General features: G+C 73.5%; 26 protein-coding genes. 11 read left to right on the top strand and 15 right to left on the bottom strand.

The features are described from left to right. The first annotated feature begins 142 nt into the window (after positions 1 to 142). Positions 143 to 1,093, top strand: a complete 951-nt coding sequence (locus OHA86_RS03565; protein ID WP_329172385.1) for a formylglycine-generating enzyme family protein — start codon at positions 143 to 145, stop codon at positions 1,091 to 1,093. Positions 1,094 to 1,121: 28 nt separating this feature from the next. Here OHA86_RS03565 and OHA86_RS03560 read toward each other — a convergent pair whose 3' ends face one another. Beyond that, on the bottom strand, positions 1,122 to 2,060 hold the full coding sequence (locus OHA86_RS03560) for an oxygenase MpaB family protein (protein WP_329172383.1): 939 nt from the start codon (positions 2,058 to 2,060) through the stop codon (positions 1,122 to 1,124). A 173-nt stretch (positions 2,061 to 2,233) separates the two neighbouring features. On the opposite strand from OHA86_RS03560, the gene OHA86_RS03555 reads away from it, so the two are divergent. After that, positions 2,234 to 2,782, top strand: coding sequence for a DoxX family protein (locus OHA86_RS03555; RefSeq protein WP_329172382.1), 549 nt, complete (start codon positions 2,234 to 2,236; stop codon positions 2,780 to 2,782). A gap of 132 nt (positions 2,783 to 2,914) precedes the next feature. On the opposite strand, the gene OHA86_RS03550 is transcribed toward OHA86_RS03555, so the two are convergent. Further along, positions 2,915 to 3,889 (bottom strand): magnesium transporter CorA family protein, encoded by a 975-nt coding sequence (locus OHA86_RS03550; protein ID WP_329172380.1) that lies wholly within the window; start codon positions 3,887 to 3,889, stop codon positions 2,915 to 2,917. A gap of 273 nt (positions 3,890 to 4,162) precedes the next feature. Here OHA86_RS03550 and OHA86_RS03545 point away from each other — a divergent pair, with 273 nt between their 5' ends. Further along, positions 4,163 to 4,282 carry a class III lanthipeptide gene (locus tag OHA86_RS03545; protein WP_329172377.1) on the top strand — a complete coding sequence of 40 codons (120 nt, stop codon included), beginning with the start codon at positions 4,163 to 4,165 and terminating at the stop codon, positions 4,280 to 4,282. Positions 4,283 to 4,539: 257 nt separating this feature from the next. Here OHA86_RS03545 and OHA86_RS03540 read toward each other — a convergent pair whose 3' ends face one another. The 3 genes from OHA86_RS03540 to OHA86_RS03530 form a co-directional block, all read right to left on the bottom strand. Beyond that, a complete protein-coding gene (locus OHA86_RS03540) occupies positions 4,540 to 5,427 on the bottom strand; it encodes an MBL fold metallo-hydrolase (RefSeq protein ID WP_329172375.1) in 888 nt (295 codons plus the stop codon). A gap of 222 nt (positions 5,428 to 5,649) precedes the next feature. Continuing rightward, positions 5,650 to 6,978 carry a diaminopimelate decarboxylase gene (gene lysA, locus OHA86_RS03535; protein WP_443071961.1) on the bottom strand — a complete coding sequence of 443 codons (1,329 nt, stop codon included), beginning with the start codon at positions 6,976 to 6,978 and terminating at the stop codon, positions 5,650 to 5,652. A 23-nt stretch (positions 6,979 to 7,001) separates the two neighbouring features. Then, positions 7,002 to 7,343, bottom strand: coding sequence for an SAV_915 family protein (locus OHA86_RS03530; RefSeq protein WP_329172371.1), 342 nt, complete (start codon positions 7,341 to 7,343; stop codon positions 7,002 to 7,004). 287 nt (positions 7,344 to 7,630) lie between these two features. Between OHA86_RS03530 and OHA86_RS03525 the strand changes: the two genes are divergently transcribed. Next, positions 7,631 to 8,173: a PRC-barrel domain-containing protein gene (locus OHA86_RS03525; protein ID WP_329172370.1), complete on the top strand. Its 543-nt coding sequence runs from the start codon at positions 7,631 to 7,633 to the stop codon at positions 8,171 to 8,173. 84 nt (positions 8,174 to 8,257) lie between these two features. Here OHA86_RS03525 and OHA86_RS03520 read toward each other — a convergent pair whose 3' ends face one another. Genes OHA86_RS03520 through OHA86_RS03510 form a run of 3 tightly spaced genes read right to left on the bottom strand, consistent with a single transcriptional unit; the run spans position 8,258 to position 11,065 of the window. Further along, positions 8,258 to 9,403 (bottom strand): hypothetical protein, encoded by a 1,146-nt coding sequence (locus OHA86_RS03520; protein WP_329172368.1) that lies wholly within the window; start codon positions 9,401 to 9,403, stop codon positions 8,258 to 8,260. Positions 9,404 to 9,454: 51 nt separating this feature from the next. After that, entirely contained in the window at positions 9,455 to 10,399 is a 945-nt protein-coding gene (locus tag OHA86_RS03515; protein WP_329172367.1) for an SRPBCC family protein, read from the bottom strand. Positions 10,400 to 10,405: 6 nt separating this feature from the next. Continuing rightward, positions 10,406 to 11,065: a hypothetical protein gene (locus OHA86_RS03510; protein WP_329172364.1), complete on the bottom strand. Its 660-nt coding sequence runs from the start codon at positions 11,063 to 11,065 to the stop codon at positions 10,406 to 10,408. 307 nt (positions 11,066 to 11,372) lie between these two features. Here OHA86_RS03510 and OHA86_RS03505 point away from each other — a divergent pair, with 307 nt between their 5' ends. After that, positions 11,373 to 11,606, top strand: coding sequence for a hypothetical protein (locus OHA86_RS03505; RefSeq protein WP_329172363.1), 234 nt, complete (start codon positions 11,373 to 11,375; stop codon positions 11,604 to 11,606). Between the two features lie 54 nt (positions 11,607 to 11,660). Here OHA86_RS03505 and OHA86_RS03500 read toward each other — a convergent pair whose 3' ends face one another. The 4 genes from OHA86_RS03500 to OHA86_RS03485 form a co-directional block, all read right to left on the bottom strand. Beyond that, the gene (locus OHA86_RS03500; RefSeq protein ID WP_329172361.1) at positions 11,661 to 12,911 is read right to left on the bottom strand and encodes a PP2C family protein-serine/threonine phosphatase; all 1,251 of its coding nucleotides are present in this window, start codon (positions 12,909 to 12,911) and stop codon (positions 11,661 to 11,663) included. Between the two features lie 233 nt (positions 12,912 to 13,144). Next, positions 13,145 to 13,999, bottom strand: a complete 855-nt coding sequence (locus OHA86_RS03495; RefSeq protein WP_329172359.1) for a DUF3592 domain-containing protein — start codon at positions 13,997 to 13,999, stop codon at positions 13,145 to 13,147. Between the two features lie 156 nt (positions 14,000 to 14,155). After that, positions 14,156 to 14,617 (bottom strand): hypothetical protein, encoded by a 462-nt coding sequence (locus tag OHA86_RS03490; RefSeq protein WP_329172357.1) that lies wholly within the window; start codon positions 14,615 to 14,617, stop codon positions 14,156 to 14,158. A 33-nt stretch (positions 14,618 to 14,650) separates the two neighbouring features. Continuing rightward, complete coding sequence (locus OHA86_RS03485; protein ID WP_329172356.1) at positions 14,651 to 15,076, bottom strand: hypothetical protein; 426 nt, start codon at positions 15,074 to 15,076, stop codon at positions 14,651 to 14,653. A gap of 139 nt (positions 15,077 to 15,215) precedes the next feature. Between OHA86_RS03485 and OHA86_RS03480 the strand changes: the two genes are divergently transcribed. From OHA86_RS03480 to OHA86_RS03465, 4 genes are read left to right on the top strand one after another with little or no spacing between them, the layout of a single operon-like run. Then, a complete protein-coding gene (locus tag OHA86_RS03480; protein WP_329172355.1) occupies positions 15,216 to 16,622 on the top strand; it encodes a hypothetical protein in 1,407 nt (468 codons plus the stop codon). Then, complete coding sequence (locus tag OHA86_RS03475; protein ID WP_329172353.1) at positions 16,622 to 17,968, top strand: hypothetical protein; 1,347 nt, start codon at positions 16,622 to 16,624, stop codon at positions 17,966 to 17,968. The genes OHA86_RS03480 and OHA86_RS03475 overlap by 1 nt, the downstream gene beginning before the upstream one ends. A gap of 3 nt (positions 17,969 to 17,971) precedes the next feature. Next, positions 17,972 to 19,684 carry a tetratricopeptide repeat protein gene (locus OHA86_RS03470; RefSeq protein WP_329172351.1) on the top strand — a complete coding sequence of 571 codons (1,713 nt, stop codon included), beginning with the start codon at positions 17,972 to 17,974 and terminating at the stop codon, positions 19,682 to 19,684. An 11-nt stretch (positions 19,685 to 19,695) separates the two neighbouring features. Beyond that, positions 19,696 to 20,934, top strand: coding sequence for a CHAT domain-containing protein (locus OHA86_RS03465; protein WP_329172350.1), 1,239 nt, complete (start codon positions 19,696 to 19,698; stop codon positions 20,932 to 20,934). Between the two features lie 52 nt (positions 20,935 to 20,986). Here OHA86_RS03465 and OHA86_RS03460 read toward each other — a convergent pair whose 3' ends face one another. Continuing rightward, positions 20,987 to 21,571 (bottom strand): short chain dehydrogenase, encoded by a 585-nt coding sequence (locus tag OHA86_RS03460; RefSeq protein ID WP_329172349.1) that lies wholly within the window; start codon positions 21,569 to 21,571, stop codon positions 20,987 to 20,989. 370 nt (positions 21,572 to 21,941) lie between these two features. Between OHA86_RS03460 and OHA86_RS03455 the strand changes: the two genes are divergently transcribed. Then, complete coding sequence (locus OHA86_RS03455) at positions 21,942 to 23,612, top strand: beta-1,3-glucanase family protein (protein WP_329172348.1); 1,671 nt, start codon at positions 21,942 to 21,944, stop codon at positions 23,610 to 23,612. Positions 23,613 to 23,699: 87 nt separating this feature from the next. Here OHA86_RS03455 and OHA86_RS03450 read toward each other — a convergent pair whose 3' ends face one another. Next, complete coding sequence (locus tag OHA86_RS03450) at positions 23,700 to 24,479, bottom strand: DUF1206 domain-containing protein (RefSeq protein ID WP_329182201.1); 780 nt, start codon at positions 24,477 to 24,479, stop codon at positions 23,700 to 23,702. A gap of 265 nt (positions 24,480 to 24,744) precedes the next feature. Here OHA86_RS03450 and OHA86_RS03445 point away from each other — a divergent pair, with 265 nt between their 5' ends. Beyond that, a complete protein-coding gene (locus OHA86_RS03445; RefSeq protein WP_329172346.1) occupies positions 24,745 to 25,314 on the top strand; it encodes a hypothetical protein in 570 nt (189 codons plus the stop codon). Positions 25,315 to 25,420: 106 nt separating this feature from the next. Here the strand turns inward: OHA86_RS03445 and OHA86_RS03440 are convergent, their stop codons facing one another. After that, positions 25,421 to 25,978, bottom strand: a complete 558-nt coding sequence (locus OHA86_RS03440; RefSeq protein ID WP_329172344.1) for a hypothetical protein — start codon at positions 25,976 to 25,978, stop codon at positions 25,421 to 25,423. Positions 25,979 to 26,253 lie beyond the last annotated feature (275 nt).

Below are 26,253 nucleotides of genomic sequence, written 5' to 3'. Positions count from 1 at the left end.
CTCGCCGGCGCCGCAGCCGTGGCCTCCGCGGCGCAGTTGGCGGCCGACCGCACCGCGTGACCGCGCGGGTGCCGGCGCGCAGGCCTCTCCGCGTCGCGCCGGCACCCGCTCTTCTTCCGTATCCCAGGAGGCGCAGGTCCTGATGGAGCGCACCCCGATCCCCTCGTGCTGCACCCCCGGGCACGGCCCCGCCGGCCTCCGGCTCGATGCGCCGCGCACCGCCCCGGTGGCGCGGCCTGCCGCCGTACGGGCCGCGCGAGGCCTGGTCGCGCTGCCCGGCGGCACCTTCCTGATGGGCTCCAACGATTCCGACCGGGTACCGGCCGACGGCGAGGGCCCGGTCCGCGAGGTCGAGGTCGGCCCCTTCGCGGTGTCCCCGACCACCGTCACCACCACCGCCTTCGCCTCCTTCGTCAAGGAGACCGGCCACGTGACGGAGGCGGAGCGGTTCGGCTTCTCCTACGTCTTCGAGGCGTTCCTGCCGCAGCGGCTGCGGACCACCTCGCCCTCCGTCGCCGGTACGCCCTGGTGGCGCGCGGTGGAGGGCGCCTGCTGGCGGGCGCCCTCCGGCCCGGGCTCCGATGTGCACGACCGGCAGAACCACCCGGTGGTGCACGTGTCCTGGCACGACGCGGTCGCCTACTGCGCCTGGTCGGGCACCCGGCTGCCCACCGAGGCCGAGTGGGAGTACGCCGCCCGCGGCGGACTGGCCCGCAAGCGCTACCCGTGGGGCGACGAACTCGCCCCCGGCGGGCGGAAGATGCTCGCGATCTGGCAGGGCGACTTCCCCCGGTCCGAGCCCGGCGTGCACCAGGGCACGGTGCCGGTCCGCGCGCACCGGCCCAACGGCTACGGCCTGTACAACACCGTGGGCAATGTCTGGGAGTGGTGCGCCGACTGGTTCAGCCCCGACTTCCACCGCGGCGGCCCGCGCCGCTTCCCCGCCGGGCCGCCGACCGGCACCGCACGGGTGATGCGCGGCGGCTCCCACCTGTGCCACGCCTCCTACTGCAACCGCTACCGGGTCGGCGCCCGCAGCTCCAACACGCCGGACAGCTCGACGGGGAACATCGGCTTCCGGGTCGTCCGCTGACCCGCCGCTGCCTGCCGCCGGCCAGCCGTCACTTCTTCCGCGGCCCAGGTTCCGGTTCGGGCTCCGGCTCCGAAGGCCCCGGCTCCGAACGCGGCACCGGCTCCGGCTTCGGGATCGCCCAGCGGATCACCCGGGTCAGCCCGTGGCCGGCCAGCCTAATCCCGGTCTCCTCCACCACCGGCAGGTACGGCACGCCCAGCGGCACCCGGCTCCACAGCGGCAGCAGGGCGACCGCGCTGGCGGCGAGCACCGCGTAGGGCGGCCTGGCCGCCCATGGCAGCGGCGGGTCGAGCAGCATGAAGCGGGCCGCTTCCCTGGCCTGCGGGGTCGCCCGCAGCTCGGGGCGGTAGGCGTCGAGCACCGCCGCGAGCTCCGCCTGGTCGCGGGGCGGGTCCTGGACCCCGAGCCCGGCCGCCACCCGGGCGGCGTCCGCGACGTACGCGTCGTACCCGTCGTCGTCCAGCGGCTCGGCGCCGTAGCGCCGGTGCGCCCGCAGGAAGCTGTCCACCTCGGCCGCGTGCACCCACCCCAGCAGGTGCGGGTCCGAGGCACGGTACGGCTCGCCGTCGTCGGTGGTGCCCGACACCCGTGCGTGGATCTCCCGCACGTGCGCCACGGCCTGCTCCGCGTCCCGCGCGGTGCCGAAGGTCGTCACGGCGAGGAAGGCGCTGGTCCGCTGGAGCCGGCCCCAGGGGTCGCCGCGGTAGCCGGAGTGGCCGGCGACGGCCGCCATCGCCAGCGGGTGCAGCGACTGGAGCAGCAGCGCGCGCAGGCCGCCGACGAACATCGAGGCGTCGCCGTGCACCGCCCGGATCGGCCGGTCGGGCCCGAACCAGCGGGGTCCGGGGCTGCCGTGGATACGGTCCCGCTGCGCGGGACCGTCGGGCCCCGCCACCCGCGCGAGCAGTTCTGCTCCCAGCCGGCGCCGTATCGCGCCGAGGCCGGGTATCTCCGGGTAAGCCGCCACACCCCCACTCTACGGCCGCGGTCCGCGAGCCGGTCCGCGGCCTGGTCCGCGGACCGGACGGGACCCGGGTGCCCCGGGTGCCGCGGAATTCCGGGACCGGGTGCGCGAGCGGCCCGGCCACGGCAGGATAGGCAGCGGATCGTGCTGCCTACGTCTGTGGAAGGTCTGCCCTCATGCCCTTCAGCCATCGCAAGGACCTCGGTCTGCTCGCCCTGCGCCTGGGGACCGGCGGAGTGCTGTTCGCCCACGGTTCGCAGAAGCTCCTCGGCTGGTTCGGCGGGGGCGGCGTCAAGGGCACGTCCGCGGCCATGGAGAGCATGGGCTTCACCCCCGGGCGGGAGAGCGCGGTCGCCGCGGGCCTCGGTGAGGCCGGCGGCGGTGCGCTCCTGGCGCTCGGCCTCGCCACCCCGGTGGCGGGCGCGGCTGCCGCGGGCGCCATGGCCGGCGCGGTGTCCGTGCACGCGCCCGCCGGGTTCTTCGCCCACAAGGGCGGCTTCGAATACCCGGCCTTCCTCGGTTTCGCCGCGGCGGGCCTCGGCCTCGTCGGCCCGGGCCGCTACTCGTTGGACCAGCTCACCGGCCACCGCCTGAACCGGCCCGCCACCGTACTGCTGGCCTTCGCCGTCAGCGCGGCGGCGGCGACCGTCGTGGTCAACCGGCGCGCGGCCACCGTCGCCGCCGCCAAGCCGCAGGACGCGGACCCCGAGCCCTCGGCCGACTAGCGCGCCGCGGCCCGCGCCCGCCGCCGCGCACCGGCCCGGGCGCGGGCCGCCGCCTGCTCGGTCACCCGGCCCGGCGGCCACATACGCCGCGTGCCCCCGCGGGACTGTCGGCCCCGGTGGGCCGCGGGGGCTTCAGATCCAGTCCTTGTGCTTGAAGGTCGTGTAGAGCAGGACGGACAGGCCGATCATGACGCCCGTCGACGTCCAGAAGCCGGAGTGCGCGCTGAATCCGGGATAGGGCACGTTCTGGCCGTAGAAGCCGGTGACGGCGGTGGGCACCGCGATGATCGCCGCCCAGCTGGTGACCTTCTTCATTATCAGGTTCATGCGGTTGCCCTGGACGGTCAGGTTGGTCTCCATGACGGTGGTGACCAGGTCGCGCAGGGACTCGGTCCACTCGGTGGCGCGCAGCACGTGGTCGTAGACGTCCTGGAAGTACGGCATCATCGGCTCGCTGACGACGTGCAGGTCGCGGCGCAGCAGCGAGTTGACGACCTCCCGCATCGGCAGGACCACCCGGCGCAGCCGCACCAGGTTCTTGCGCAGCTCGAAGGAGCGGCGCTGGACCACCTGGATCTCCTTGGGGCTGTCCTCGAAGAGGAGGTCCTCCAGCTGCTCGATGCGGTCGTCCAGATCCTGCACGGCGGTGAAGTGGCCGTCGACCAGGTAGTCCAGCAGGCCGTGCACGAGGAAGCCCACGCCGTGCTTGGCGAGGTCGGGCGAGTCGTCCCAGCGCTCCACGATCCGGTCGATGCGGCAGTGCTCGCCCTGGCGGATCGTGATCAGCGCGTTGGCGGTGATGAACGCCGACACCTCGCTGGCCTCGATCGCGCCGGTGTCTGGAGCCACGGTGACCGCGTAGGCGCTCATGAACAGATGGGTGCGGTAGGTGTCGAGCTTGGGCCGCTGGTGCTCGTGCCGCGCGTCCTCGATGGCCAGGGAGTGCAGCCCGAACTCCTCGGCGATCATGTCGAAGTCCGCGGAGTCGGGATCGCGTACGTCCAGCCACACCATGCAGTCCGGGTCGCCGACGTAGTCGGAGATGTCCTGGACGGGAAAGTTTTCGAGCTCCAGGGTGCCGTGGCGGTACAGGCGGGTGCGCGTCATGCCCGGAAGAGTAATGCCGACCGGCGGTGGGGCAGGACCGGCGCACCCCGGTCGGGCCGGCCCGGTGCGGCAGGGGTCCGGGTGGTGAACACCACCATTCGCCTTCCCCCGCGGCCGTCCTCATGGGGGACCGGGGGCGGCGGATTATGGGGGCCTTCCGCTGATGCGCGCGCCTCGGCCGACGCTGCACGCTTGGCCTGCCGATCGGCCCTCGCCGGTCCCAGCGCCCCGAGCGCGTCCGCGCGCTCCCGACAACCCCAGGAGATGATCCGCATGAGCGTGCTGAACCTGCAGACCATGGAGCCGATCGCGGTGGAGAGCGCCGTCGCCGTCCTCAGCACCACCAGCAGCAGCAGCGACTGCTGCAAGAAGCCCAGCAAGCCGGGCGTCTGACACCACACCGCGCCGGGCGTCCGGCCCGGGTGCGGGCGGCAGGGGATCCCGTCCGCACCCGGCTCTGCGCTGACAGCCGGGTGCGGCGGATCCGCCGCACACCCGCGCGGACCGGCGCCCCGCTGCGGGGCCGCCCGCTCCGGCGCGGCCGAACCACTCCGCACGCCCGGGGCCTGTCCGGCGCATCCCGCCGGACAGGCCCCAGCGCCGCCCGGCCCGGGGCGCCGGGAACACCGGGAACACCGGGCACGCCCGCGTCACCAGCGCAGCGCCGTGAAGTCGACCGGCCGGGGCGAGAGTTCGCCGGTACGGTCGGCCAGGTCGCGCATGCGGCGGGCGAAATCGCCGGCCGGCAGGTGCTTGCGGTCGCCGTGTCCCGGCAGCAGCCACTCGAAGCGCAGCCCCGGCGCCGCACGGGCCAGCGACGCGGCCAGTTCGGTGATGGAGTACCAGGTGACCGCCTCGACGACGGCGAGGTCGCCGGCGGACCGGGACCAGTAGAAGCTGTCGCCGCTGAAGCAGTACGTGTCGTCGGCGAGATACAGCACACTGCCCTCGGTGTGCCCGGGCAGCGGGTGCGCGCTCACCCCGTCGGCGATCTCGACCGGCTCGGTGCCGCGCAGGATCCCGTCGGCGTCCGGCGCCGCTGCCAGGTCGCCCTCGTGGATCCAGAGCCGGGCGCCGAACCGGTCGGCGTATTCGCGGCCGTGCGCGGCATGGTCGCGATGGGTGAGCAGGACATCGGTCACCGGGCCGACGGCCGCGTATTTCTCGGCAAGATCCGGACTCCAGCGCGGTGTGTCGATCATCATCAGATTTCCGGCGGGCCTGCGCAGCAGATAGGAGTTCGCGCCCGCGGTGAGCCGGGAATTGTGCCCGCACATATGTACGTGCTCGGTGAGGCGCAGCGGGAACGGATCGAGAGCGGGATCCGGCCCCCGCCCGCCGTGCCGGATCGAGCGGGTGTGGCAGGCGAACGCCGCGGCGTGCAGCGCCTTTTCCTCCGCTTCGTCACGCGGCTGCCGGACGATCGAGGAACGGCCCGCGGTCTCGGTGACCAGGCCCGGCGCGAACTGCCGGGCCGCGTCGCAGTTGGTGCAGCGCTGATCGACCCGCCAATCGGCGTCGGCCGAAAGATTGTTCATGACGTGAATCCCCCACGCGAACTGGTGCTGACCGGTGCCCCAGTGAATATCACGCGCCACGCGGAAAAACCAATCAGGGAATGCCGTTGACCTCACCGGAAATACCTGTTCTCCGGGGTATTTTCGCGTGCTGCTGACACGCGTGGAAACGGTGTTCTGCGCGGGCGCTGCCCAGGGCCGGCCCCCCGTGAGAGGCCGGCCCGTCCGGTGGGCTGCCAGGGCTCAGACCCCCACGTCGCGCAGGCGCAGATCGGCCGGGGACTCACGGCGTATCAGCACCCGGGCCCTGCCGTCCGCGACCGCGATCAGCGGGGGGCGGCCGACCATGTTGTAGCTGGACGCCATCGACAGCTGGTAGGCGCCCGCGACGGGCACCGCCAGCAGGTCGCCCGGCCGTACGTCCGCGGGCAGCGGCACATCCTCGGCGAGGATGTCACCGGCCTCGCAGTACCGGCCGACCACGGTGGCCGGCGCCCGGCCCGCGGCGCTGGCGCGGCCGACGAGCCGGGGGGCGTACCTGACCCCGTAGAGCGCGGGCCGCGGGTTGTCGCTCATGCCGCCGTCCACGGCGACGAGGGTACGGCCGCCGGTGTGCTTGACGGCCAGGACGCGGTAGAGGGCGACCGCGGCGGGTCCGACGATGGCCCGGCCCGGCTCGATGGTCAGCCGCGGCACGGGCAGGCCGATGCTGCGGCAGCCGTCGGCGAGCTCCGTCCTGGTGCGGGCGGCCAGCGCGGTGATGTCGAGCGCCCGGTCGCCCGGCCGGTAGGCCACGGCGTGGCCGCCGCCCAGGTCGAGCTGGGGCAGGACGACGCCGTGCTGGTCGCGGATGCGCGCCAGCAGGCCGATCAGCCGCCGCAGCGCGGCCAGATACGGCTTGACCTCGGTCACCTGGGAGCCGATGTGGCAGTGCAGGCCGACCAGTTCGAGGCGCGGCTGGCCCAGGATCCGCTCCACCGTGTGCTGCGCGGAGCCGTCGGCGATGGACACGCCGAACTTCTGGTCGTCGGTGCCGGTGCGGACCGCCTTGTGCCCGCCGGCGACCACACCGGGCACCACCCGCAGCAGCACCTTCTGCCGGTCGTGCGGTGCGACGAGGGTGGCCAGCCGGGCGATCTCCGTGGCGTTGTCGATCACGATCCGCCCGACGCCGAGCCGGACCGCGGTGCGCAGGTCCTCCGGGGTCTTGGCGTTGCCGTGCAGCACGATGCGGTCCGCGGGGAAGCCGGTGGCGACGGCCAGCTCCAGTTCGCCGGCCGAGCAGACGTCGAGGCCGAGGCCTTCGCCGCGCACCCACGTGGCGACCGCGCGGCACAGGAACGCCTTGGCGGCGTACACGACGTCGGCCTCGGGGAAGGCGGCGGTGTACGTACGGCAGCGGCCCCGCAGCTCGGCCTCGTCCAGCACGTACAGCGGGGTCCCGAAGCGGTCGGCGGCCTCCGCCAGCGACACGCCGGAAACCGTCAGATCACCCTTGCGGGCACGCCGGGTCGAGGCCGGCCACACGGACAGGGAGTCCGGTTCGGCCGCGGGCAGCGGGACCGTGGTCAGGGATACGGACACGAGTGGGCCTCCTAACCGACGAGCAGCCGGCGCGGGGGCTCCGGGACGACCGGGCCCGGGTGCGGTGCCGGAGCGGACAGGCGCGGATCGACGCGGACCTCGGTGATGCCGAGGGGGGCGGCCAGCGCCCGCAGGGCCGGCTCCGACAGGCGCGTCCAGCGCTGGGCCGGTCCGAGTGCCATGACCAGCGTGCGTTCGCTGGTGAAGGCGACCGCGGTACGCCCGCCCAGGGCGTTGCGGAAGAAGCGGGTGGTGCAGCCTGTGGGTCCCGGCCGGACGGGAACGAACAGCGCGTGTCCGGCCGGGCCCCGTTCAAGGGGTTCTGCTGACTCCGGGGAGACGGGTGCCGACATGGCGGACTCCTTGTGACGTCGGTCGCCGCGGGCGTACGAGCCCCGCGGCACTCATGACGCTACGCCCGGTGGGGCAGCCGGCCCCCATGCGCTTGACGCGCGCTTGACGCCCGGTGCCGCACCTTGACGCCCTCCTGACGACAGCCCCGGCCGGTGTGCGGGCGCCCCCGGACGGCTGACCGGGTGGGACGGCCGGTGCGCGCCGACGCGCCTGGTTGCCGCAGAACGGGACAGGAGGCTCGATGGAAGCAGTCGGCCGTGCCCCATTACCGGAGGAGTGACCCTTCATGACCGAGGACGTCTTCGACAGCCCGGAAGCGCTCAGGCACCTGACCGCCTATGACCGGGACGGCGAGCGGATCGGCTCCGTCGACCATGTGTACGTGGAGGACATGGGGCGCCGCCCGGAGTGGGTGACGGTACGGACGGACGCGCAGGGCGCGGGCGAGGGCGACACCTTCGTCCCGCTGGAGGGGGCCACGCACACCCGGGAAGGCGTACTCGACCTGGCCTGCACGCTGGAAGGTGTGCGCAGCGCGCCCCGGATGGAGGCGGAACAGCACCTCGACCTCGTCCAGGAGCAGGAGCTGTACGTGCACTACGGGCTCTCCACGCCCCAGGAGGAGGCGTCCGGCGCACCCGGTGTCGGCGATCAGCGGCCCAAGTCGCCGGTGCCCGAGGGGGACAGCGAACTCCAGGGCATCAGGGAACTCGCCGACGACACCGCGCCGGCCGCCGCCCCCGTCCCGCGGCTGCGCAAGTACGTCCCCGGCGAGTCCGGATCCGGCGGGACGGCGGAGTCCTCCGCCGCCGACCGCGGGAACCGCTGATCCCCCGCCGCCGCGGCGACCTCCGGTCCTGGGCCGCAGCGACGGAGCCGCAGCGGCCGTGAACCGGGGCCGTGGCGACAGGCCCTAACGCCGTCTGCCGCGCCGGCGCGACTCGCGCTCGCGGTCCCGCTCCCGTTCCCGCGACGCGATGGCGGCCTCCCGCTCCTCCCTGTCGCCGGCCTCCCGGCGCGAACGGGGGCTGCTCCTGCCGCGCGAGCCCGTGGCCTTCGCGGGGCCGGTTCCCCTGGACCTGGCCTTCTTCGGCCGGTCGGCCGTGCTGCGGCGGACCTTGCGCTTGCCCGGGCCGGCCGCAGCGGTCGCGCCGGCCGTGTCGGCGACCTCGTCGCCGGCCTCGTCCACGGTGTCGGCGACCTCGTCGTCGGCGTCGTCCACGGTGTCGGCGACCTCCTCACCGAGGTCGTCCTGTGCTTCCCCGGCCGTCTCCTCCACGTCCTCGACCGCGTCACCAGCGGCCTCGGTGGCTTCACCGGCCGCGTCACCGGCGGCCCGCGTGGTTTCCCCGGCCGCGTTCTCGACCGTCCGCCCGGCGCTGCCGCTGATGTCCTCGACGGCGTTCCCCGCGTCCTCGCCGACCCCTTCGAGGGTCCGGCCGGCGCTGCCGCCGACGTCCTTGACCGCGTGCCTCGTGCCCTCGCCGACATCCTCGACGGCCTCGCCCGCGCCTTCGCCGACGTCTTCCACGGCGCTTCCGGCGCCCGCACCGACGTCCTCGACGGCGCTCCCCGCGCCGTGGCCGACGTCCTCGACAGCGCTCCCGGCGCCGCGGCCCAGTTCGCCGACGGCCAGTCCCGTGCCCCGGCCGACCTCGCCGACCGCGGAGCCGAGGGACTCCGTGAGGTGCTCGATGATCTGCGGGTTGTGGTCGATCATCGTCAGCACACGGCCGACGAGGTCCACCACATTGTCGAGCCGGACCTTGAGCAGCGCCTGCGCCTCGACCCCCTTGATGTCGAGGTGCACCCGCCCCAGCGCCACATCCGCGCCGACGTTGAGCTTGAGCAGATCGAGCACCTCCGCCTGGAGCGACACCCGCGCCCGCAGGTCCTCCACCTCCAGATCGACCTCGTCGACCTTGAGGGTGGGGACGTCCAGCAGGACGTCCGGATCGGTCGACGCCGCGACGCCGGGTTCGATCTCCTCCGCCTCGTACGGCTCCTCCTGTTCGTCGAACTCCTCCTGGCCGTCCCTGATCTCCGGGTCCTCGTCCATCGGGTCCTTCGCCTCACTGTGGAGAGGTGAGTCACGCCACGTCACGGCTTGTCACGTGTCGTCCTCGTCGTCCTCGGCGTACTCCTCGTCCTCGTCCGCCGCGTCCTCGCCCGCCTCCTCCTCGTCGTCGTCGTACTCGTCGTCCGTGTCGGCGTCCGCTCCCGCGTCGGCGTCCTCGTCCTCCAGGGCCTCCTCGTGGGTCCTGACGACTTCGCTGTCGCGGATCTCGCCCCGCCAGCCTTCGGGCTCCTCGTCGGTCAGGGTGACGTAGCGCTGGAAGTGCTTCAGGTCCAGGCGCAGCCGGCGGCCCTGTGCGCGCCACAGATTGCCCGTCTTCTCGAAGAATCCGGACGGCCGGTACTCGACCACGACGACGACCCGGGTCAGGTCAGGGGTCAGCTCATGGAAGCTGATAGCGCCGTGCGTGGTGGCGCGGTCCCCTTCCGAGTCCCAGACAATGCGTTCGTCGGGCACCTGCTCCTGGACGGTGGCCTTCCAATTCCGGTTGGAGAAGGCGACCTTGAGCTTCCAGTCCGATTCGACCTCGTCCGACATGGTGACGTCGCTGACGCCCTTGGCGAAAGAGCCGAACTCCTCGAACTGCGTCCAGTGGTCGTAGACGAAACGCAGTGGCCGCCCGATGTCGATGACCTCGACCATGTTGGTGACCTTGGTGTCGCCCGCTGTCCCGTCGCCGCCGCCGATGGCGTCCTTGACGCCTCCGACGACCTTGTCCTTCGCGCCCTTGGCCTTCTCGCTGACGACCGCCTTCACGGGGTTCTCACCGCTCAGGACGCGTTTGCCGAGAGACAGTATGCCGCTGCCGTCGCCGTTCGTGGACGGCATGCTGAAGCTCGTGAGCTTGTCGCCCACCGAGTCCGCGAGATGCTGGGCACGCGCTCCGACGTAATTGCCGAGTTCCCCGCGCAACTCCTCCAGCGGGGAGGTGCTGTTGTCCACTTGTCCATCCGCTTCGCGCTCTGCGCTCTTCGTCATGGCCGGTCACCTCCGCTTCGTGCTGCGGGCGGGGGGCTTCTTGGAAGCGGCCTTTTTCGCTGCCGCCGTCTTGACGGCCTTCCTGGCCGGAGGATTCTTCGGCCCCGGTTTCCTGGACGGGGCCTTCCGCCCTGCCGCCTTCTTGCCGGCGGGACGCCGGCGCGGCTTCGACGGTTCCTCTTCCTCCGCCTCTTCTTCTTCCTCCTCCTCCTCCTCCTCGCCCGTAGCCTCGTCCTGCTCCTCATCCCCGTTTTCGGCCTCGTCTTCTTCGGCCGCTTCGTCTACTTCTTCGTCGTCCGCTTCGTTCGCTTCGTCTGTCTCGTCTGCTTCCGCCTCGTCCTCGTCCGCGTCCTCCTCGGTGTCCAGCAGGGACCGCGTCCGCTCCTGGAGCGCGCTGGTCAGCGATTCGACACCCCGGCTGGTCATGCCGGACACGGCGGAGCGCCCGGAGTCGAGCAGTTGCCCGCCGATTTGGTCTCCCAGCTGGTCGAACGGGGGACTGTCGGCGAGTTTCCTGACGCCCTGGCCGATCAGCGCCATGGGATCAAGACTTCGGCCCGCGACAAGAGACAGCACACTCAGGGCCAATTTTCCCTTTTTCGTCCGTCCGACCACATAACCTGCCGCGGCTGCGGCAGCGAGAGTCGCCTTGGTGTTCTTGTCCATACGAATGTCCCCTAGGGATAGAACTCGGACGGGGTCCCGACGCACCCCGGCGCCATGGCGGGCGGAACTGACCCGCAGCGGAGGAACACCGTGCGGAGAATTCGCCCGGCACCGCAAAAGGGGTGGTGCCGCCGTCGAACGGCGGCCCCCGTCCTTCCACCGTCCTCCCCCCGCGCGGACCTCGCATCTCAGCGAGCCCCCGTCCCCTCGGCAGGCCGAGGTGTCGAGCAGGCCCGAGGGTGCCGGCGGCCTGCAGTCCGATGCTGATCGGCCGGCCGCGTCCGCCGTTGCCGGCCATCCCGCGCCGGTGCTGGCGCACAGGTGCAGGGACGGCGCCGACGCGGCGAGTGCGGCAGCCAGCGACGGCACGGTGTCCGACGAATTGCGGCAGCACGTGGCCAAGGGCGCCCGCAGCACGGCTGTGACCCTGCTGTGGTCCTTCGACGGCCCCGGCTCGCTCACCGCGACCGCGACCCTCGACGTGCTCGGCCCGCAGCAGCGGTCGGCCGCCACGACCTTCAGCTACCGCTGCGCCGGGTGAGCCGCACCGGACGACCGGAGGTCCACGCCCCGCCGTCCCGCCCCCGGTGCCGCCTTACGTGAGGACGGCGAGGTGGTCGGCGGCGCCGCCGCGCCATTCGATGAGGAAGAGGGAGGCGTCATCGGTGGTGATGCCGCCCCGCCTGCGCTTGAGCTCGTGCGACAGGGTGCGGGCGATCGCGCGTACCCCGCCGCTTCCCTCGGCCTTGAGGGTGTGGTTGATCGCGTCGATGAACTGCGCCTCGCCGAACGGCGCCTGACCGTCGCGGTGTTCTTCGACCAGCCCGTCGGTGTAGCACAGGACCTGGTCGCCGGGCTTGAGGAGGCGCTGGCTGACCTGCGGCTGCTCACCGCCGAAGCCCAGCGGCAGGGTCGTCGGGCTGTCCAGCCGCTCGTGGACGGCGCCGCCGCGGATCAGGACCGGCGCGGGGTGGCCGGCGTTGACCCACTTCAGGTGGCCGACGGCGACGTTCAGGCACAGCATCTGCGCGGTCACGAAGTGGTCGGCGCTGAACTGCTGCTCGATGGCCCGGTCCATGAAGGCGTACATGTGCGACAGGTCGGTCTTCGCGCGCCGGGTGTGCCGGTAGGCGCCGATCGCGACGGTGGCCATGGTCGCGGCGTCCAGGCCGTGGCCCATCGCGTCGATCATCGCGGCATGCAGTTCGTCCCCGTTGAGCGCGTAGTCGAAGCTGTCGCCCGCGACCTGGTAGGCGGGCTCCAGGATGCCGGCGACCTCGACCTGGGGAACGGTCATCGACAGCGGGGGCAGCAGCGACCACTGGATCTCGGCGGCCACCGACATCGGCGCGCGGCGGCGGGCCTGGAAGAACTCGTCGGTGTAGGCGTCCTTGGTCACGATCATGTCGGCGACCAGCGCGGCGAGGCGGCGCAGCAGCCGCCGGTCGTTGTCGTTGACGCGGTCGAGGGTGAGGACCATGACGCCGATCTGGTCGCTGCCGTCCAGCAGCGGCAGGTACATCCGCACCCCGCCGGCCTCGGCGACCTCCACGGTCCTGCGGTGCAGGAAGGATTCACCGGCGGGGGAGCCCACGACCGGTTCCGGCCCCGCGATCGTCAGCCGCCGCCCCGGGAGCGGTACGAGCAGCAGCTGCTCGTAGTCCTGAAGGAGGATCGACACCTCCCGGCCGCCGATCCGGCCCACCTCCTCGGCGACCAGCGGGGCGATCAGCTGGGGCGGCATCTCATGGGCCCGGTCGAGCAGCACGCCGAGCAGCCGCTCGCCGAACCCTTCCGAGCGGTCCTCCCGCGGATCCGCGACGCGCCGCCGGCCACTGAAAAGCACGAGCCGTCCCTTCCTGCCCCGGCCCTGAGCCACCCACGGGCCGACCGCACACCGAGCCGGCCGCCACCCCGAGCTTCCCGTCGGCACGGGACGGCGCCGGACACCTGGACATCCTCCCGAAGCGTCACACGGCCACGCCGTCCCGGCGGTCTCCCACACCGTCGCCGCTCCGCAACCCCACCGGATGCCGAGGCGCAGCGGCCGGCCGGTGCCGGCCGTGGCTGCCGCGGACGTCAGAGGAGGATCGCGCCGGTCACGACCGCCGCGATGCCGAGGACCGCCGCGATGACGACCACGGCGACGGTGGTCTCGTTGCCGCGGCGCTCCGCCGCGAGGTCGTGCGTCCAGACGGCCGGGTCGGCGGGGGAGTAGTGGATGGTGAGGTCGCGGTCGAGCGATCGGCTCGGAGCGGGGATGCCGTCGAGCGACAGCGCGGTGACGCGGGTGCCGTCGAGAGTGGTGAAGGCGACGACGGGGGCGTGGTTGATGACCTCGCCGCCCTCACCGTCGGTGTAGACGTCCCTGGTGACCGCCACGACGCGCCCGGGGACGGCGACGGCCGAGGCCAGCAGGGCGTCGCGGGCGCGGGCCTGGCGGATGTCCTGGCCGAACGCCGTGCAGTAGGTGACGAGGCCGCCGAAGCCGATCAGCGCGTACGGGTAGCCCCGGGCGACGGTGGCGTGGATCGCGACGCCGAGCAGGAGAAGGAAGACCGTGCAGTTCGGTCCGGCCCGGCCGTGCTTCTCATCCGAGGCGTCGAGCACGATACGGAACCGGTGCGGGCGCCCGGGCGGGTAGCGCACGTCCACCTCGCGGCCCACCCAGGCCTGGTGGACCGCGTCACCGTGCTTGCCGGCGTTCGGCAGGGTGAATTCCGCTCCGCCGGCCGGGTCCTGGAAGGCGACCGTGACCGGTATCCCGGGCCGTTTGGAGTCGCCGTGCGCCGGCGGCAGCACTTCCACGATCCGCGCCGTCACCCATTCCGCTCGCTGGGCCCGGCTCAGCCCGGCGAGCGACAGCCCGTAGCCGAGCAGTGCCAGCCCCGCGGGCACCACCCACCACAGCGCCACCGCCTCGGAAAAGCTCATCGCAGCCGTGCCTTTCTCCGCGGGCGACAGCCCGCGGGACGCGTGGACCAAGGCCTTTTCCCGGGCCCTTGCCCAGGCCCTGTCCGAGGCCCCATTTTCCGAGGCACGTTCACCGGTCGGTCGGGAGACGCCGGCTGCCGCCCGTCCCGGGGCCGTTCACCATTCGACGCGGTAGAGCCCGCCCGCCGGATCGACCACGGCCGCCAGACGGAGGCCCACCCGCAGGGCGGGGTGCCGCGAGCGCTTCCAGGTCGCCTCGAAGGTCCGGAAGTCCGGCCCGCTGATCCGCAAGTCGACCAGCAGGCCGGCCTCCTCGCCGTCGTCCCATTCGGTCAGGCCGGTGACTTCCGCCGTCGCCGCCACCCCGGCGGTGTCCAGCCGCCGGTTGTCCTCCCGGTCGGCGCGAGCGCTGCCCCGGATTCCGAGGCCCAGCGGAAGGAGGACGACCGTGAACAGGATGCCCGTCACGAGGAGGCCGGCGCCGGCGAACGCGGTGCAGGCCAGCACGACCGGTCCGCACAGGCACATCACCGCGGAGGCGGCGTACAGATACCCCGCCCCGAGCGGACCGAGCCGCGACACGTGCGTCGGCCGGGGACGGACCTCGTCCTCCGCCATCTCAGGCCGCCGGCGGTTCGTGCGGCGGCCGCCTCACGGCGTGACACCGTCCCCCGCGTAGAGATAGCCGCCCGGCCGGGCCGGGTCGGCGACCAGCAGCACCTCGTCGCCGGTGCGCGGGATACGCAGCTTCGAGACGATGGTCCGGAGCGCGATCCGGTCGGCGGGCCCGGCCGGCTGGAGGACCAGGTCGACGACCGGGTCGAAGTTGACCAGCTTGCCGGTGTCGCTGATCGACACCACGACGGCCGGCACGGTCGGCGCCCCCATGGCGAGCAACTGCTGCACGTCGAGGCCCGAGTTGTACGCGCCGATCGACTGCTGGACCCTGGCGAAGTCCTCGGCGCCGAGGAAGGCGCGCGTGCTGCGGCCGTAGAAGCCCTTGCCGCTCGCCACCTTGCCGGCGATCTCGGCGGCCCGCTCCTCGCGGCTCGTGCGACGCTTCCTGAAGATTCCCATGGCGGCTGCTCCTTCCCGTGATGCCCGGTGCGGACATCCCGCCGTCGGCCCCTGCCTGACGATGCGGACGCTACGCGGCCGCCGGCACCTACCGATCCCAGGTTCGCCCGCCCGTTTCCTGACGACGTACTCTCCTGACATGCCGCCGCCGAGCCAGCCGACCGACGCGCGCCGACCGCGCGCCATGGTCATCGACGGTGCCTGGCGCGGCCTCGGCCCCGGTCTCGAACCGCTGAGCGGCCCCGGCGGCGCCCCGCTGACCCGGACGGTCAAGCTGATCGTGCTGCCGCTGATCGTCAGGCCGGCCCTGAACCCCGAACTCGCGGCGGATTTCCTGCTGCCCGCGCAGGCCGCGCGCCTCGACGCGCTGATCAGCGCGTCCGGTACGCGACTTCAGGCGACGGCACGGTGGTTCACCCTGCTCAAGCGGACCCGCCGGGCGCTCGGCATCGTGGCGGGCCACCCCCAGGACCTGTACTTCCAGCGGTGCTTCGAGCTGGCCGCGGAGCACGGAGCGCCTGCGGCCGGCGCCGACGCGCTGGCCAGGGCCGCGGTCGAGGACGTGGCGGACGCGGTCGGCGGGCGCACGGTGGAAGCGCTCAAGGACCACCTGGCGGACGCCGCCCGGCGGGCCGGGCTGGACGCGGAGCTGGCCGCCGGGTGGGAGCGCCGCAGGCCCGCCCCGGCCGCCGACGCGGCCACGGCGGTGGCGCCGGCGGCCGACGTGCTGGAAGCCTGCGCCGGAGCGCGGCCGTCGCCGGAGTACGCGGCCATGGTCGAAGCGGGACACGGGTCCCTGCTCGGCCGGGCCCTGTGGGCACAGCCGGGCGGTGTCTGGGGCCGCGACGACCTGCCGGCGCATCTGGGGCTGACCGGGCGGCAGGTACCGCCGCGCCCCGAGGCCGGCAGGGGCGCCTCGACGGCCACGCTTCCCGCGCCGCTGGACCGTACGGTCTTCGAACGGCTTTTCGTCGTGCTCCAGTCGTCGGCCCGGCGCGACGAACTGCCGGCGGTGCCGGAGCTGGTCGCACGCGAGGCGGGCCGCAGTTGCGCCCCGCTCGGGCTGTACGACGAGAGCCTGCGCGTCGCCGTGGTCCTCGGCGGCCGGCTCGCGGCCGGCCTCGACCCGCTGGGCACCGGGGAAGCCGCCCCGGGGGACACCGCCGCGCACCGGGCCGTCAACAGCCGCTGGCGGCGCGAGGCTTCGGTCCTGCGCGCCCGCAGGATGACGGTCTCTCCCCGCCCCGACCCGGACGGCGGCGTGCTCGACGCCCTCGCGCAGGACCTCCGCACCCCCTGGGCCGCCTACATGCGGCGGCTGTGGGTGCGGCTGCACGGCCGGGACGTCCGCGACGCGCCGCTGGGGGACGCCGCGTCCGCCTGGGCGGTGCTCGACGGGGTCGCCCGCTCGGTGATGATGGACCACCGCGCCAGGGTCCGGTCGGCGCTGCGTACGCTGTCGGCCTCCGCTTCCGGCCCGGTTCACGCCCCCGCCTCCGCGGCTCCGGCGACCGCCGCGCAAGCGGCCGGGCAGAGGAGCGCGTGATGGCGCAGACCGGTGTCCGCGTCACGCGGGACGAGGACGGCACGATCCGGGTCGCCGCCGGTCCTCCCGCCGGGCTGCCCGGGGCCGGCGGCGGCGCGGACGCCGTCCGCCGTGACGGAGCCGCCGATTTCACCCGGGCCGTTCTCGACGTCGCCGGAGCCGTACTGACCTGGCCCGTCCTCGGGGACCCCGGTCCGCCGGTCGCGGAGGTCCACGACGTGGAGCGGGCGCAGCAGTGGCTGTGGGGGGTCTACGGCGAGCGTACGGCCGCCGCCGTCCACGCCTGCGCGGAGGGGGAGCCGGCGGGCGCGCCCGTGCCCGCGGACCTGACCGCGCTCGCCGGCAGCGCCGCCCGGCTCGGCTTCGGGCACTGGGCGGCCCGGTGGTGGCCCGCGTCGTACGCGGACGCGATACCGGCGCTCGAACCCGATGTGCTCGGACTGGAGTTGGCCGCGCTCACCCACGGGTGCCAGCAGCTGTTCGACGGCCTCGGCGACCAGCCCGACGACTGCGCGGCCGACCTGATCGCGGACCACCGGGCCGCCCTCGACCCGCTGGTCCACTGGTGGCGCGCGGCACCGCCGTCGACCGGCACGGCACACCAACTGGACGGCGTCCTGCGGCTCATCGACGACGCGGCCGACAGCGCCGGGCTCGACGGGGAGGCTCTGCGGCGCCTGCGGTCGGCCCTGGACCAGCGCTGCCCTGCCGGTGCGCCGCTCGACCTCGGCGCGCTGTTCGCACGGCACGACGGCTACGCCCTGGCAGCGGGCGAAGCGCTCCTCGCGGGCGGCCGGGTGATCGCCAGGGGCGCGGGGACCAACGACTGGCGCCGCTACCCGCCCGGCTTCGTCGACGCCGCCGAGACCGCGGTGTCCTGGACCGCCCGCGCCCTCGGCGCGCGACGGCAGATCGAGGTCGAGGTCGTCGCGCACATCGCGGCGCCCACCGCCGGCGCGGCCCTCGTCGCGGAGGTCCGGGTGGATGGAGGCCGCCCCCATCGGGTGCCGCTCGCCAGGCGGGACGACGTATGGACCGGCCGGGCCGACCTGGACCTGGACGGGGACCCGCCTGCCGCGGCGCCGCGTATCGAGGTCGGGGTGCTGCTGCCCGGCTTCGACCCGGACGGCGGCCCCGGGACGTCCGGCGACGCGGAGGGTGCCGGTGTCGCCGGTCTCGCAGGCGGAGCCGCCGTCCGCGCCGACCGCGATGCCGTCCGCGCGCTGGCCCGGCGGCGGCTGGCGAGCGCGGCGCAGGCCCTGGCGCACGAGGCGCCGGAGCAGGACGCCTCCACGGGGCTCTTCCTCGCCGAGATCGCCGCCGCTGCCACCGGTGAGGACTACTGACGGATGCCGGACGACAACGACGACAAGGACCACGGGCTCGACGGGCACGGCGCGGGCGGCGCTGATGACGCGGGCGGCGCGGGCGGCGCGATCCCGCGGCTGTACGGGGAGCCGTTCGACAGCGCCTTCGCCCTGGCCGAGGAACACCAGCTGATCCCCGACCTGGCCGCCGCGCACGCCGTCTACGCGGAATCGCTCACCCTGGCCGAGTCGATCGAGGACTCGCCCGATGTGCGATTCCTGCGGGGGCACCTGCTGTCGAACATCGCGAGCGTGCAGCTCAAGGCGACGGACCTGGCCGCGGCGGCGGAGGCCACCGAGCGGGCGCTCGGTCTGATCGACGGCGTCGCGTCGGCGCCGATGGGGCCGAACGGCCGTCAAGTGTGGCTGGAAGTGCGGCTGAAGACGCTGCTCGGCAAGGCCGACCTGCTGCGCAGGACCGGCCACCTGGACGAGGCGCTGGCCTGTCTCGACCAAGCGGCGGCGGCACTGCCCGAGTTCGCCGATCCCGAGGGACTGCGGACCGCCGAACTCGGCATGAACCGGGTGCATCTGCTGATGGAGCGCGGCGAGTGGGGAGCGGCGGAGGAGCACGCCTCGGCGCTGCTGTCCACCACACCGGCGACCGCGGTGCCGGCCATCGCGCGGATACTGACCGCGCTCGGCCTGATCTGCGCCTCCACGGGCCGGTTCGACCAGGCCGAGGACTGGTTCGCCCGCGCGGAGGACGGCTTCCGGGCGACGGGGGACACCGGGGAGCGGCAACTGCTGCTCGCGCACCGGGCGTACACCGCGATGTGCCGGCGCGACCTCGACCGCGCCGAGCGGCTGTACGCCGAGGCGTCCGCGGTCTTCGAGCGGCAGCGGCAGTTCGGTGACCTGGCGGTCTGCGAACAGGCCCGCGGCTTCCTCGCCGGCCTGCGCGGCGACGACGCCGGCGCGCGGGACCTGCTGGGGGCGAGTCTGGCCCGGTTCGCCCGGCTCGGCGCCTCGGTCGCCGCCGCCGACAGCATGCTGCTGGGCGCCCAGCAGGCCTACGAGCGGGGCGACATCGACGGGATGAAGCACCTGGCCCAGCAAGCCCGTGACGTCTACCAGGAACGGGCGATGTACGAGCGGTGCGCGCAGGTCGACCTGATGGTCGCGCGAACCCTCGAGGACAACCTGAACCGGGCCGACCACGGCGAGCACGAGGCGGAGTCCGTCGCCACCGCGCTCTCCTTCGCCCTTCCCGCCGCCCTGGCCCTGGAAGCGGCGCGCTACGACTTCGCCACCGCCCATGCGCGCAGCCAGTGGCTGGAACTGGCCGATGACGCCATGCAGCTGGTCTTCCGCCTCGCCGTCCGCAGGCAGGACCAGGGCCTGATCTTCGAGCTGGTCGAGCACCGCTGCGCGGGCGCCTCGCTGGTACTGGACCGTACGCCGCGGCCGGCGGCACCCGCCGCGCCCGCCGCGGAGCCCGCGTCGGTCTTCCCGAGCGCGGCCATGAAGACGTACGGGCACCCGGAAGGGCCGATGACGCTCGGCGGAGTGGCGGCGGAGGCCGCCGCTTCCGCCGGGCTGCGGGTGGCGCCGCCACCGAAGGTGCGGATGTCGCAGGAGACCGGGCGTACCGCGCTCCAGCAGTACATCGCGGCGGCCGAATTCCGCTATCACCGGCGGATCGTGAGCGAGGAGGAGGTGCCGTTCTGGCCGCCGACATCGCCGACAGCCTGAGGGGCCGCCCGGTGGTCCAGGTCCGGCTGGCCGACGCCGGGGACCTGTTCATGGCCTGGACGTGGGTGGCCGGGGCCCAGGGGTTCGGCACGGGGCAGGGGCCCGCCGCCGAGGTCGACCGGGCGGTCGCCGCGCTGGCCGCCGCGCTGCCGGGGGCGGGCGGCGGGGCCGAGGGGATGCGCCGGGCGCTCGACTCGGGCGCGATGGCCGGCCACCGGGCCGAGCACCTGCTCGCGCTGGCGCTCGCCGAGGCGCTGTGGCCGCAGGGGCTCACCGCGCAGATACGCCAGGTGTCGGCGCGGGCGGGCCGTCCGCTGGTGCGGATCCAGCCGTCGCCCCGGGTCGCCCAGGTCCCGTGGGAACTGCTCGCCGTGGACGGCGAGGTGCGGCTCATCGACCTGGCGGACGTCGTGACCACCGCGCCGGTGTCATTGCGGTCGCGGGGTCCCGCCGTGCCCCAGGCGGCGCCCACGGACGCGGTCGTGCTCGTCCTCGACCCCCGGGTGCCCGGATTCCGGGCCGACTCCCCGCTCGGCTCGGTCCTGGGGCCGCCCGGCTCGGACCCGGCGCTGCTGGCACTCGTCCGGCGCCGCCTCGACGCGGGCGCGGTCCTGCCGCCGGTCGCCGCGCCGGTGGAGGCCTTCCGCCGCAGCGACCTGGACCGGGACTGGCTCGGCGGTGTGCTCCGCGAGAGGCCGCGCCGGCTGATGTACGTCGGGCACGTGAGCGGCGCGCCGGTCGAGGGCGGGCAGAGCGAGGACGGCACGCTCCATCTGTGCTGCGGCCCGGGGACCGTGGGCCTGACCGGGACGGTGCGCACCCATCGGCCGCTGTCGGCCAAGGACCTCCTGCTGGGTACGCTCCCGCTGCGCGCCGACGGCGAGCCGGGTGCGCGGATCTGGCCCGCGCCGCCGCGGGTCGCGCTGATCGGCTGCGAGAGCGGCGGCGATCTGCGGTTCGCCGAATCCTTCGGCCTGGCGACGGCGATGCTCCACAACGGCGCCGAACTGGTCACCGCCACCCGCTGGGTACTGCCGACCAGCTTCGCCTTCCACCGGCTGGCCGGCCTGCCCGACTCCGTACGCCCGCTGACGGAGGCGATCGTCGCCGTCGACACCGCACACGAGCACCCCGACCCGGTGCGCCGGCTCGGCCGCTGGCAGCGCGAGCAGCTCGACCACTGGCGCACCGGCGGCCGGATCGAGCACTCGCCCCTGCTGTGGGCGGCCATGACCTGCATCGTCGTATGACCGGGAGGTGACCGCGCCCGGCACCCGGGAACGGCCGGCGCCGTCCACCGGCCTACGGGCGTACGGTCTGACCCTGCGCGCCGCCTTCCACCGCCGCCACATACGCGCGGGCCACCTCGGCGGCCGGCGTGCCCGCCGACCCGTCCGCGCCCATGCCCTCCAGCGTCTCCCTGATCCAGCCGGGGCTGACCAGGTTGATCCGCAGCCCCCGCGGCAGCTCCCCCGCGGCATTGCGCACGAAGCCCTCAAGTCCGCTGTTGACGAGGGCTCCCAGCGACCCGCCGGCCATCGGGGCGGAGAAGGTCCCGCCGGTCAGCGTGATGGAGCCGCCGTCGCGGAGATGGCGTACGGCTCGCCTGGCCAGCGCGACCTGGCCCAGCAGTTTTCCGCGCAGTCCGGCCGCGAAGTCCTCGTCGGCCGCCGACTCCAGGTCCACCAGCGGGCCACTGGCGGCGCAGCACACCACGGCGTCGAGATCCGTCACCTGGCCGAAGAGGGCGTCCAGGGACGCGGGATCCTCCAGGTCCGCCGTCGCCGGCCCGCGGCGCGACGCCCCGACCACCTGATGAGAAGCCTCCAGCGCGGCGGCGACAGCGCCGCCGATCGTTCCTGTCGCCCCGACCACAAGTACCTTCATGCCACTGATCCTGCCATCGGCGGCGCCACCTGACCTCATTCCCGGGGGCCGCCGGTCATCCGGAATGAGAGCGCTCTCTCGCACCTTGACGACTTGGCATGTCCACAGGTTCAATCAAGAGCGATCACATGTCAACGCCAGGCCGGTCCGGTGGCCGGGGCCGCCGCCCGCCCCGCGCCGGGGCGGCGGCAGCGGCGACGCCCGGCTGTCCCGGCACCCGGCGGAGATCCGGGACCGCACCGGCGGGGCCGACCAGCAGTGGCGCCTGCCGTCCTGAGCGAGCACCTTTCCGCCTGTGAATCCCCCCACCCTGGGCGGGCGCGACGGCCCGAAGCCGCCGCGCCCGCCCGTGCCTCCCCAGGAGGAGTACATGGTCTCCAGACGTTCCTTCATCACCGCCGCCGCCGGCCTGACAGCGGCGGGCACCTCGCCGCTGTGGTCGCCGGGCCTCGCCTCCCGGGCGTCGGCCGCGACCGCTTCGCTGCCGATCTCCCTGCAGAACAACTCCGGCAGCGGCACGGTCTACGCGTACATCAGCGGATCCGACACCTCGGGCTGGCCGGGATTCGTCGGCGCCGACGGGCACTTCAAGCGGCTGCCCAGCCCCTCGTCGGTCCTCACCCCGACCGCCGACTACTCGATCGCGCTCGGCGCCTCCGGCTCGGCGGCCACCCGCCTCACCCTCCAGGACTACGTCATCGGCGGCCGGGTGTGGTTCTCGGTCGGCAAGAAGATCCAGTTCTTCGTCAACCCGCCCGGCGGCAACGGCGGCGTACCCGGCCTGGTGCAGCCCGGGTTCACCAGCACCGACCCCAACTGGCTGACCAACTGGACCTTCTGCGAGTTCACGTACAACAGCGCCAACCTCTACGCCAACATCAGCTACGTCGACATGGTCGCGCTGCCGGTGTCCATGGCGTCGACCGGCAGCGGCGGGGCCCAGTCGGTGAGCCCGCTGCCCAACGGGGCGCTCGGCTCCATCGCCGCGGGCCTCAAGGCCCAGCACTCCGCGGACGGGGCGCCCTGGGACAAGCTGGTGGCCACCGACTCCTCGGGCGCCGCCCTGCGGATCCTGGCGCCCGCGCACTCGCCGACGGACTTCGGGTCCTACTGGAACTCCTACCTGGACCAGGTCTGGAGCTACTTCCAGACCCACACGCTGACCGTCGACGGGCAGGGCGGCATCGGCGCCTACAACGGCACGGTCTCCGGCGGTGTGCTCACCTTCGCCGGGCTCAACACCAACGGCGTGCCCTTCACCAAGCCCAGCGCCGTCGACATCTTCGGCTGCGCGAGCGGGCCGCTCTACAACTCCGGCGGGGACGCGCGCGGGGCGGTCGCCGCACGGCTGGCCGCGGCCCTCAACCGCAGCTCGCTGCTGGTCAGCGGCGGCTCCTCCCAGCCCAACGGCGTCACCCCCTCGCAGTACTACCAGGGCGCGACGACCAACCACTACGCCCGGCTCGTCCACCAGTACGCCACCATCGGATACGCCTTCCCGTACGACGACGTCGGCCCCACCGGCGCCGCGCCCGTGGACGGGCACCTCCAGGACGGCGCCCCGACCTCCTGGACCATCGCCCTGGGCCCGGGGGCCGGTTCCGGCACCACGACCCCGCCCAGCGGCGGAACGGGGGCGTACGGCACCATCCAGGCGGAGTCCTTCAGCGCGCAGAGCGGTGCCCAGACGGAGAGCTGCACCGACTCCGGGGGCGGCCAGGACGTGGGCTATCTGTCCAACGGCGACTGGCTGAAGTACACCGGCGTCGACTTCGGCTCCGCCTCGCCCGCGCAGTTCGTCGCCCGGCTGGCCTCGGGCGCGGCGAGCGGTGTCAGCGGCGCGATCCAGGTGCGGCTGGGCAGCACCACGGGGACGAAGATCGCCGAGATCGACTTCGGCAGCAGCGGCGGCTGGCAGACCTGGCAGAGCGTGCCCGCCAACGTCACCGCCCAGACCACCGGCGTCCACGACGTCTACCTGGTCTTCGCGGGCAGCACATCCGACTTCGTCAACATCAACTGGTTCACCTTCACGCACTGACCGCCCCGGTGGCGGGGCCACAGGAGCGGTCGGCGTCGTACGCCGGCGGCCCCGCCACCGGACGGGCGGCGCGCGCAGCGGAGCGCGTCAGACCTTGCGCCACCGGGCGTTCGCCCAGGAGAACACGCCGAAGGCGATCAGGCCGACGGCGATGAGGACCAGCAGCCACGGCCCCGCCGGGGTGCCGGTGAAGGAGCGGAGCGTGTCGTCCATGCCCTTGGACTTGCCCGGTGTGTGCTGGACGGCCGCCGCCACGGCGAAGGCGCCCGCGGTGGCGAACACGATGCCCCGTGCCGATCCCCCGAACACCCCGAGCACGTCGACCGCTTTGCGCTCCACCGGGGACATCTCCGACATCTTCAGGTGCTTGCGGTACTTGTGCATGACGGCGCGTGCCGCGATCCACAGGCCCGTGCAGGCCACGGCGACACCGGCGATCGCCACGATCCACTGGCCGCCCGGCCAGTCCAGGACCCTGGCGGTCACGTCGTCGGTCCGCTTGTCGGTCGATCCGCTGCCGCTGCCCTTGTCACCGACCGCGTAGGCGAGCACGGAATACGACACGAAGCCGTAGAAGACACAGCGGCCGGCCGCCGCGGCGCGCTTGCCCGCCTTGTCGCCGTCAGGTCCCGGCTGCCCGAAGGCCGCCTCGGACAGCCGCCATATCGCCATGCCGATCAGCGCGATGCCCAGCAGCCACAGCATGACGCCGCCGAAGGGCTTGTGCGCGATCTCCGCGAGCGCGCCGCCGCGGTCGGCCTGCTGGCCGCCGCTGTCGGCGAACGCGATCCGTACCGCCAGCACGCCGATCAGGACGTAGATCACCCCGCGTGCCACGAAGCCCGCGCGACCGCAGACTTCCACCATCCTGCTGTCGGCCACGCGTCCGGCGTTGCGTCGGCCTGTCGATTGTGCCGCTTGCGTCTTCACACGGTCTCGACTGCCCCGGCAGGCCGCGCTGACGCACCCCGCAGGCCGCGGGCCTGGGGGAACCCCCGCGGCCCACCTCACGACCGGGCTCCGCGCGGCACGCCCCGGCGCGATACGGCGCCTTTCCGCAGAAGGCCGCGGTGACTTTCGCGGGCGCGGGTAGGCGAATCCCAACAGCCTTGACAACAAGGGGGATTGACCGATGCGCAGGATCAAGGATCTCTTCGCCCGGCACCTGTGGCTCCAGTTCACGGCCGCCTGGCTGCTGGCCGCGGCCTTCGTGCTGCTGCTCAATCCGGGAAGGTCGCCGCTGGGCGTGCTGGTGCGGGTGGTGGCCTGTTCGCTGGGCGCGGTGTGGATGACCGTCAGGCGCCGGCAGCGCGAGCGGGCCGTGGCGGGCGGGTCGGCCGACGAACTCGTCGTGCTGGACCACATGCTGCGCCGGGGCGAGGTGCCGCAGGACGCCGAGCGGCGCCACGCGATGCGCGAACTGGTCGACCAGCGGCTGAACCGCACCCGGCACCGCAAGAGCGCGCTGGCGTTCATGGCGGCGCTGCTCATCGCGGTCGTCGTCCTGTCCGCGTTCACGTCGAGCCTGTGGCACACCATCGGCTTCGGCGTCTTCAGCGCGGTGTTCTTCGCCTACCTCTACCTGGTCGGCGGCGCCACGCTGCACCGCTTGCAGCGGATGCGGGACGCTCTGGCCGACACCACACCCGCGGACCGCGCGGACACCCACGCGGTGGGCGGCCACATCCGGCACGCGGCCTAGCGGTGGCCGGGCCGCCCCGCGGTGCCGTACACGCGACAGGACCGCCGCCCCACCACGAGGTGGAGGCGGCGGTCCTGTGCCGGCGCCGAGGGCGCGTCCTGCCGTCCTACCGGCCGACGCGCGGGAGCTTGCCGAGCTGTCCCGGCAGCGCGGTGTCGGTCTGCTGGGCACGCATGAGCGCGACGACCGCGCCGGCGCCCGCGAGGATCAGGCTGACCCAGAAGCTGAACCCGTGACCGCCGGCCGGACCGAAGTCGGAGTGGGCGAAGATCGCGATGAGGTAGAGCACGAAGCCGACCGCGAAGCCGAGGAAGGTCAGCAGCCGGGCGGGCGCGGGCAGTTCGATCGCCGGCGCGAACAGGCTGACCGCCAGTACGGCCGCGGCGAGCACGGTGATGACCATCGCGAACCAGGCTATGAACAACCCGTGGCTGAAGTGCCAGGCGCTCCAACTCACGCTGCCGAGGTCGAGGCCGTATCCGCTCCCGAAATCCCACGAGTAGTAGTCGAAGAACGAGAAGATGAACACGATGAACCCGATACCGAGAATTGCCCAGTCGAGGCGGTTCACCGAAGCCGGGTCGAAAGTGGTCCCGGAAGGACCGCCGGTCTGCGGCGGCGGAGGGGGCGGCGAGCCGGGTGGCGGCGGTACATCGTGCGTCATAGCGTCTTGTCTCCCTATTGGCGTCGCTCAACGAGCGCTCGGGAGCTGAGAATAGCGGCACACCGGCCCACGCCGTAAGCAGGTGGGACCGGTGTGGATCGGGTGGGTTTGTTTGGTCGTTTTGGTACGCGTGGGTATCGCAGTGGCGCGAGTCGTCTTCCCGGGCGGACGGGATCCGCGGGAAGTCAAAAGTAGCGGAAGTGTTACGCGCTTCGTTCAATCAGCCGCAAATTCCGTGCAATGCGGTGCCGGTTCCTGCATCCCGCCGGGCCGTT

This window comes from Streptomyces sp. NBC_01477 (assembly GCF_036227245.1).
Taxonomy (GTDB): Bacteria; Actinomycetota; Actinomycetes; order Streptomycetales; family Streptomycetaceae; genus Actinacidiphila.
This window is presented reverse-complemented; position numbering and strand designations above follow the sequence as displayed.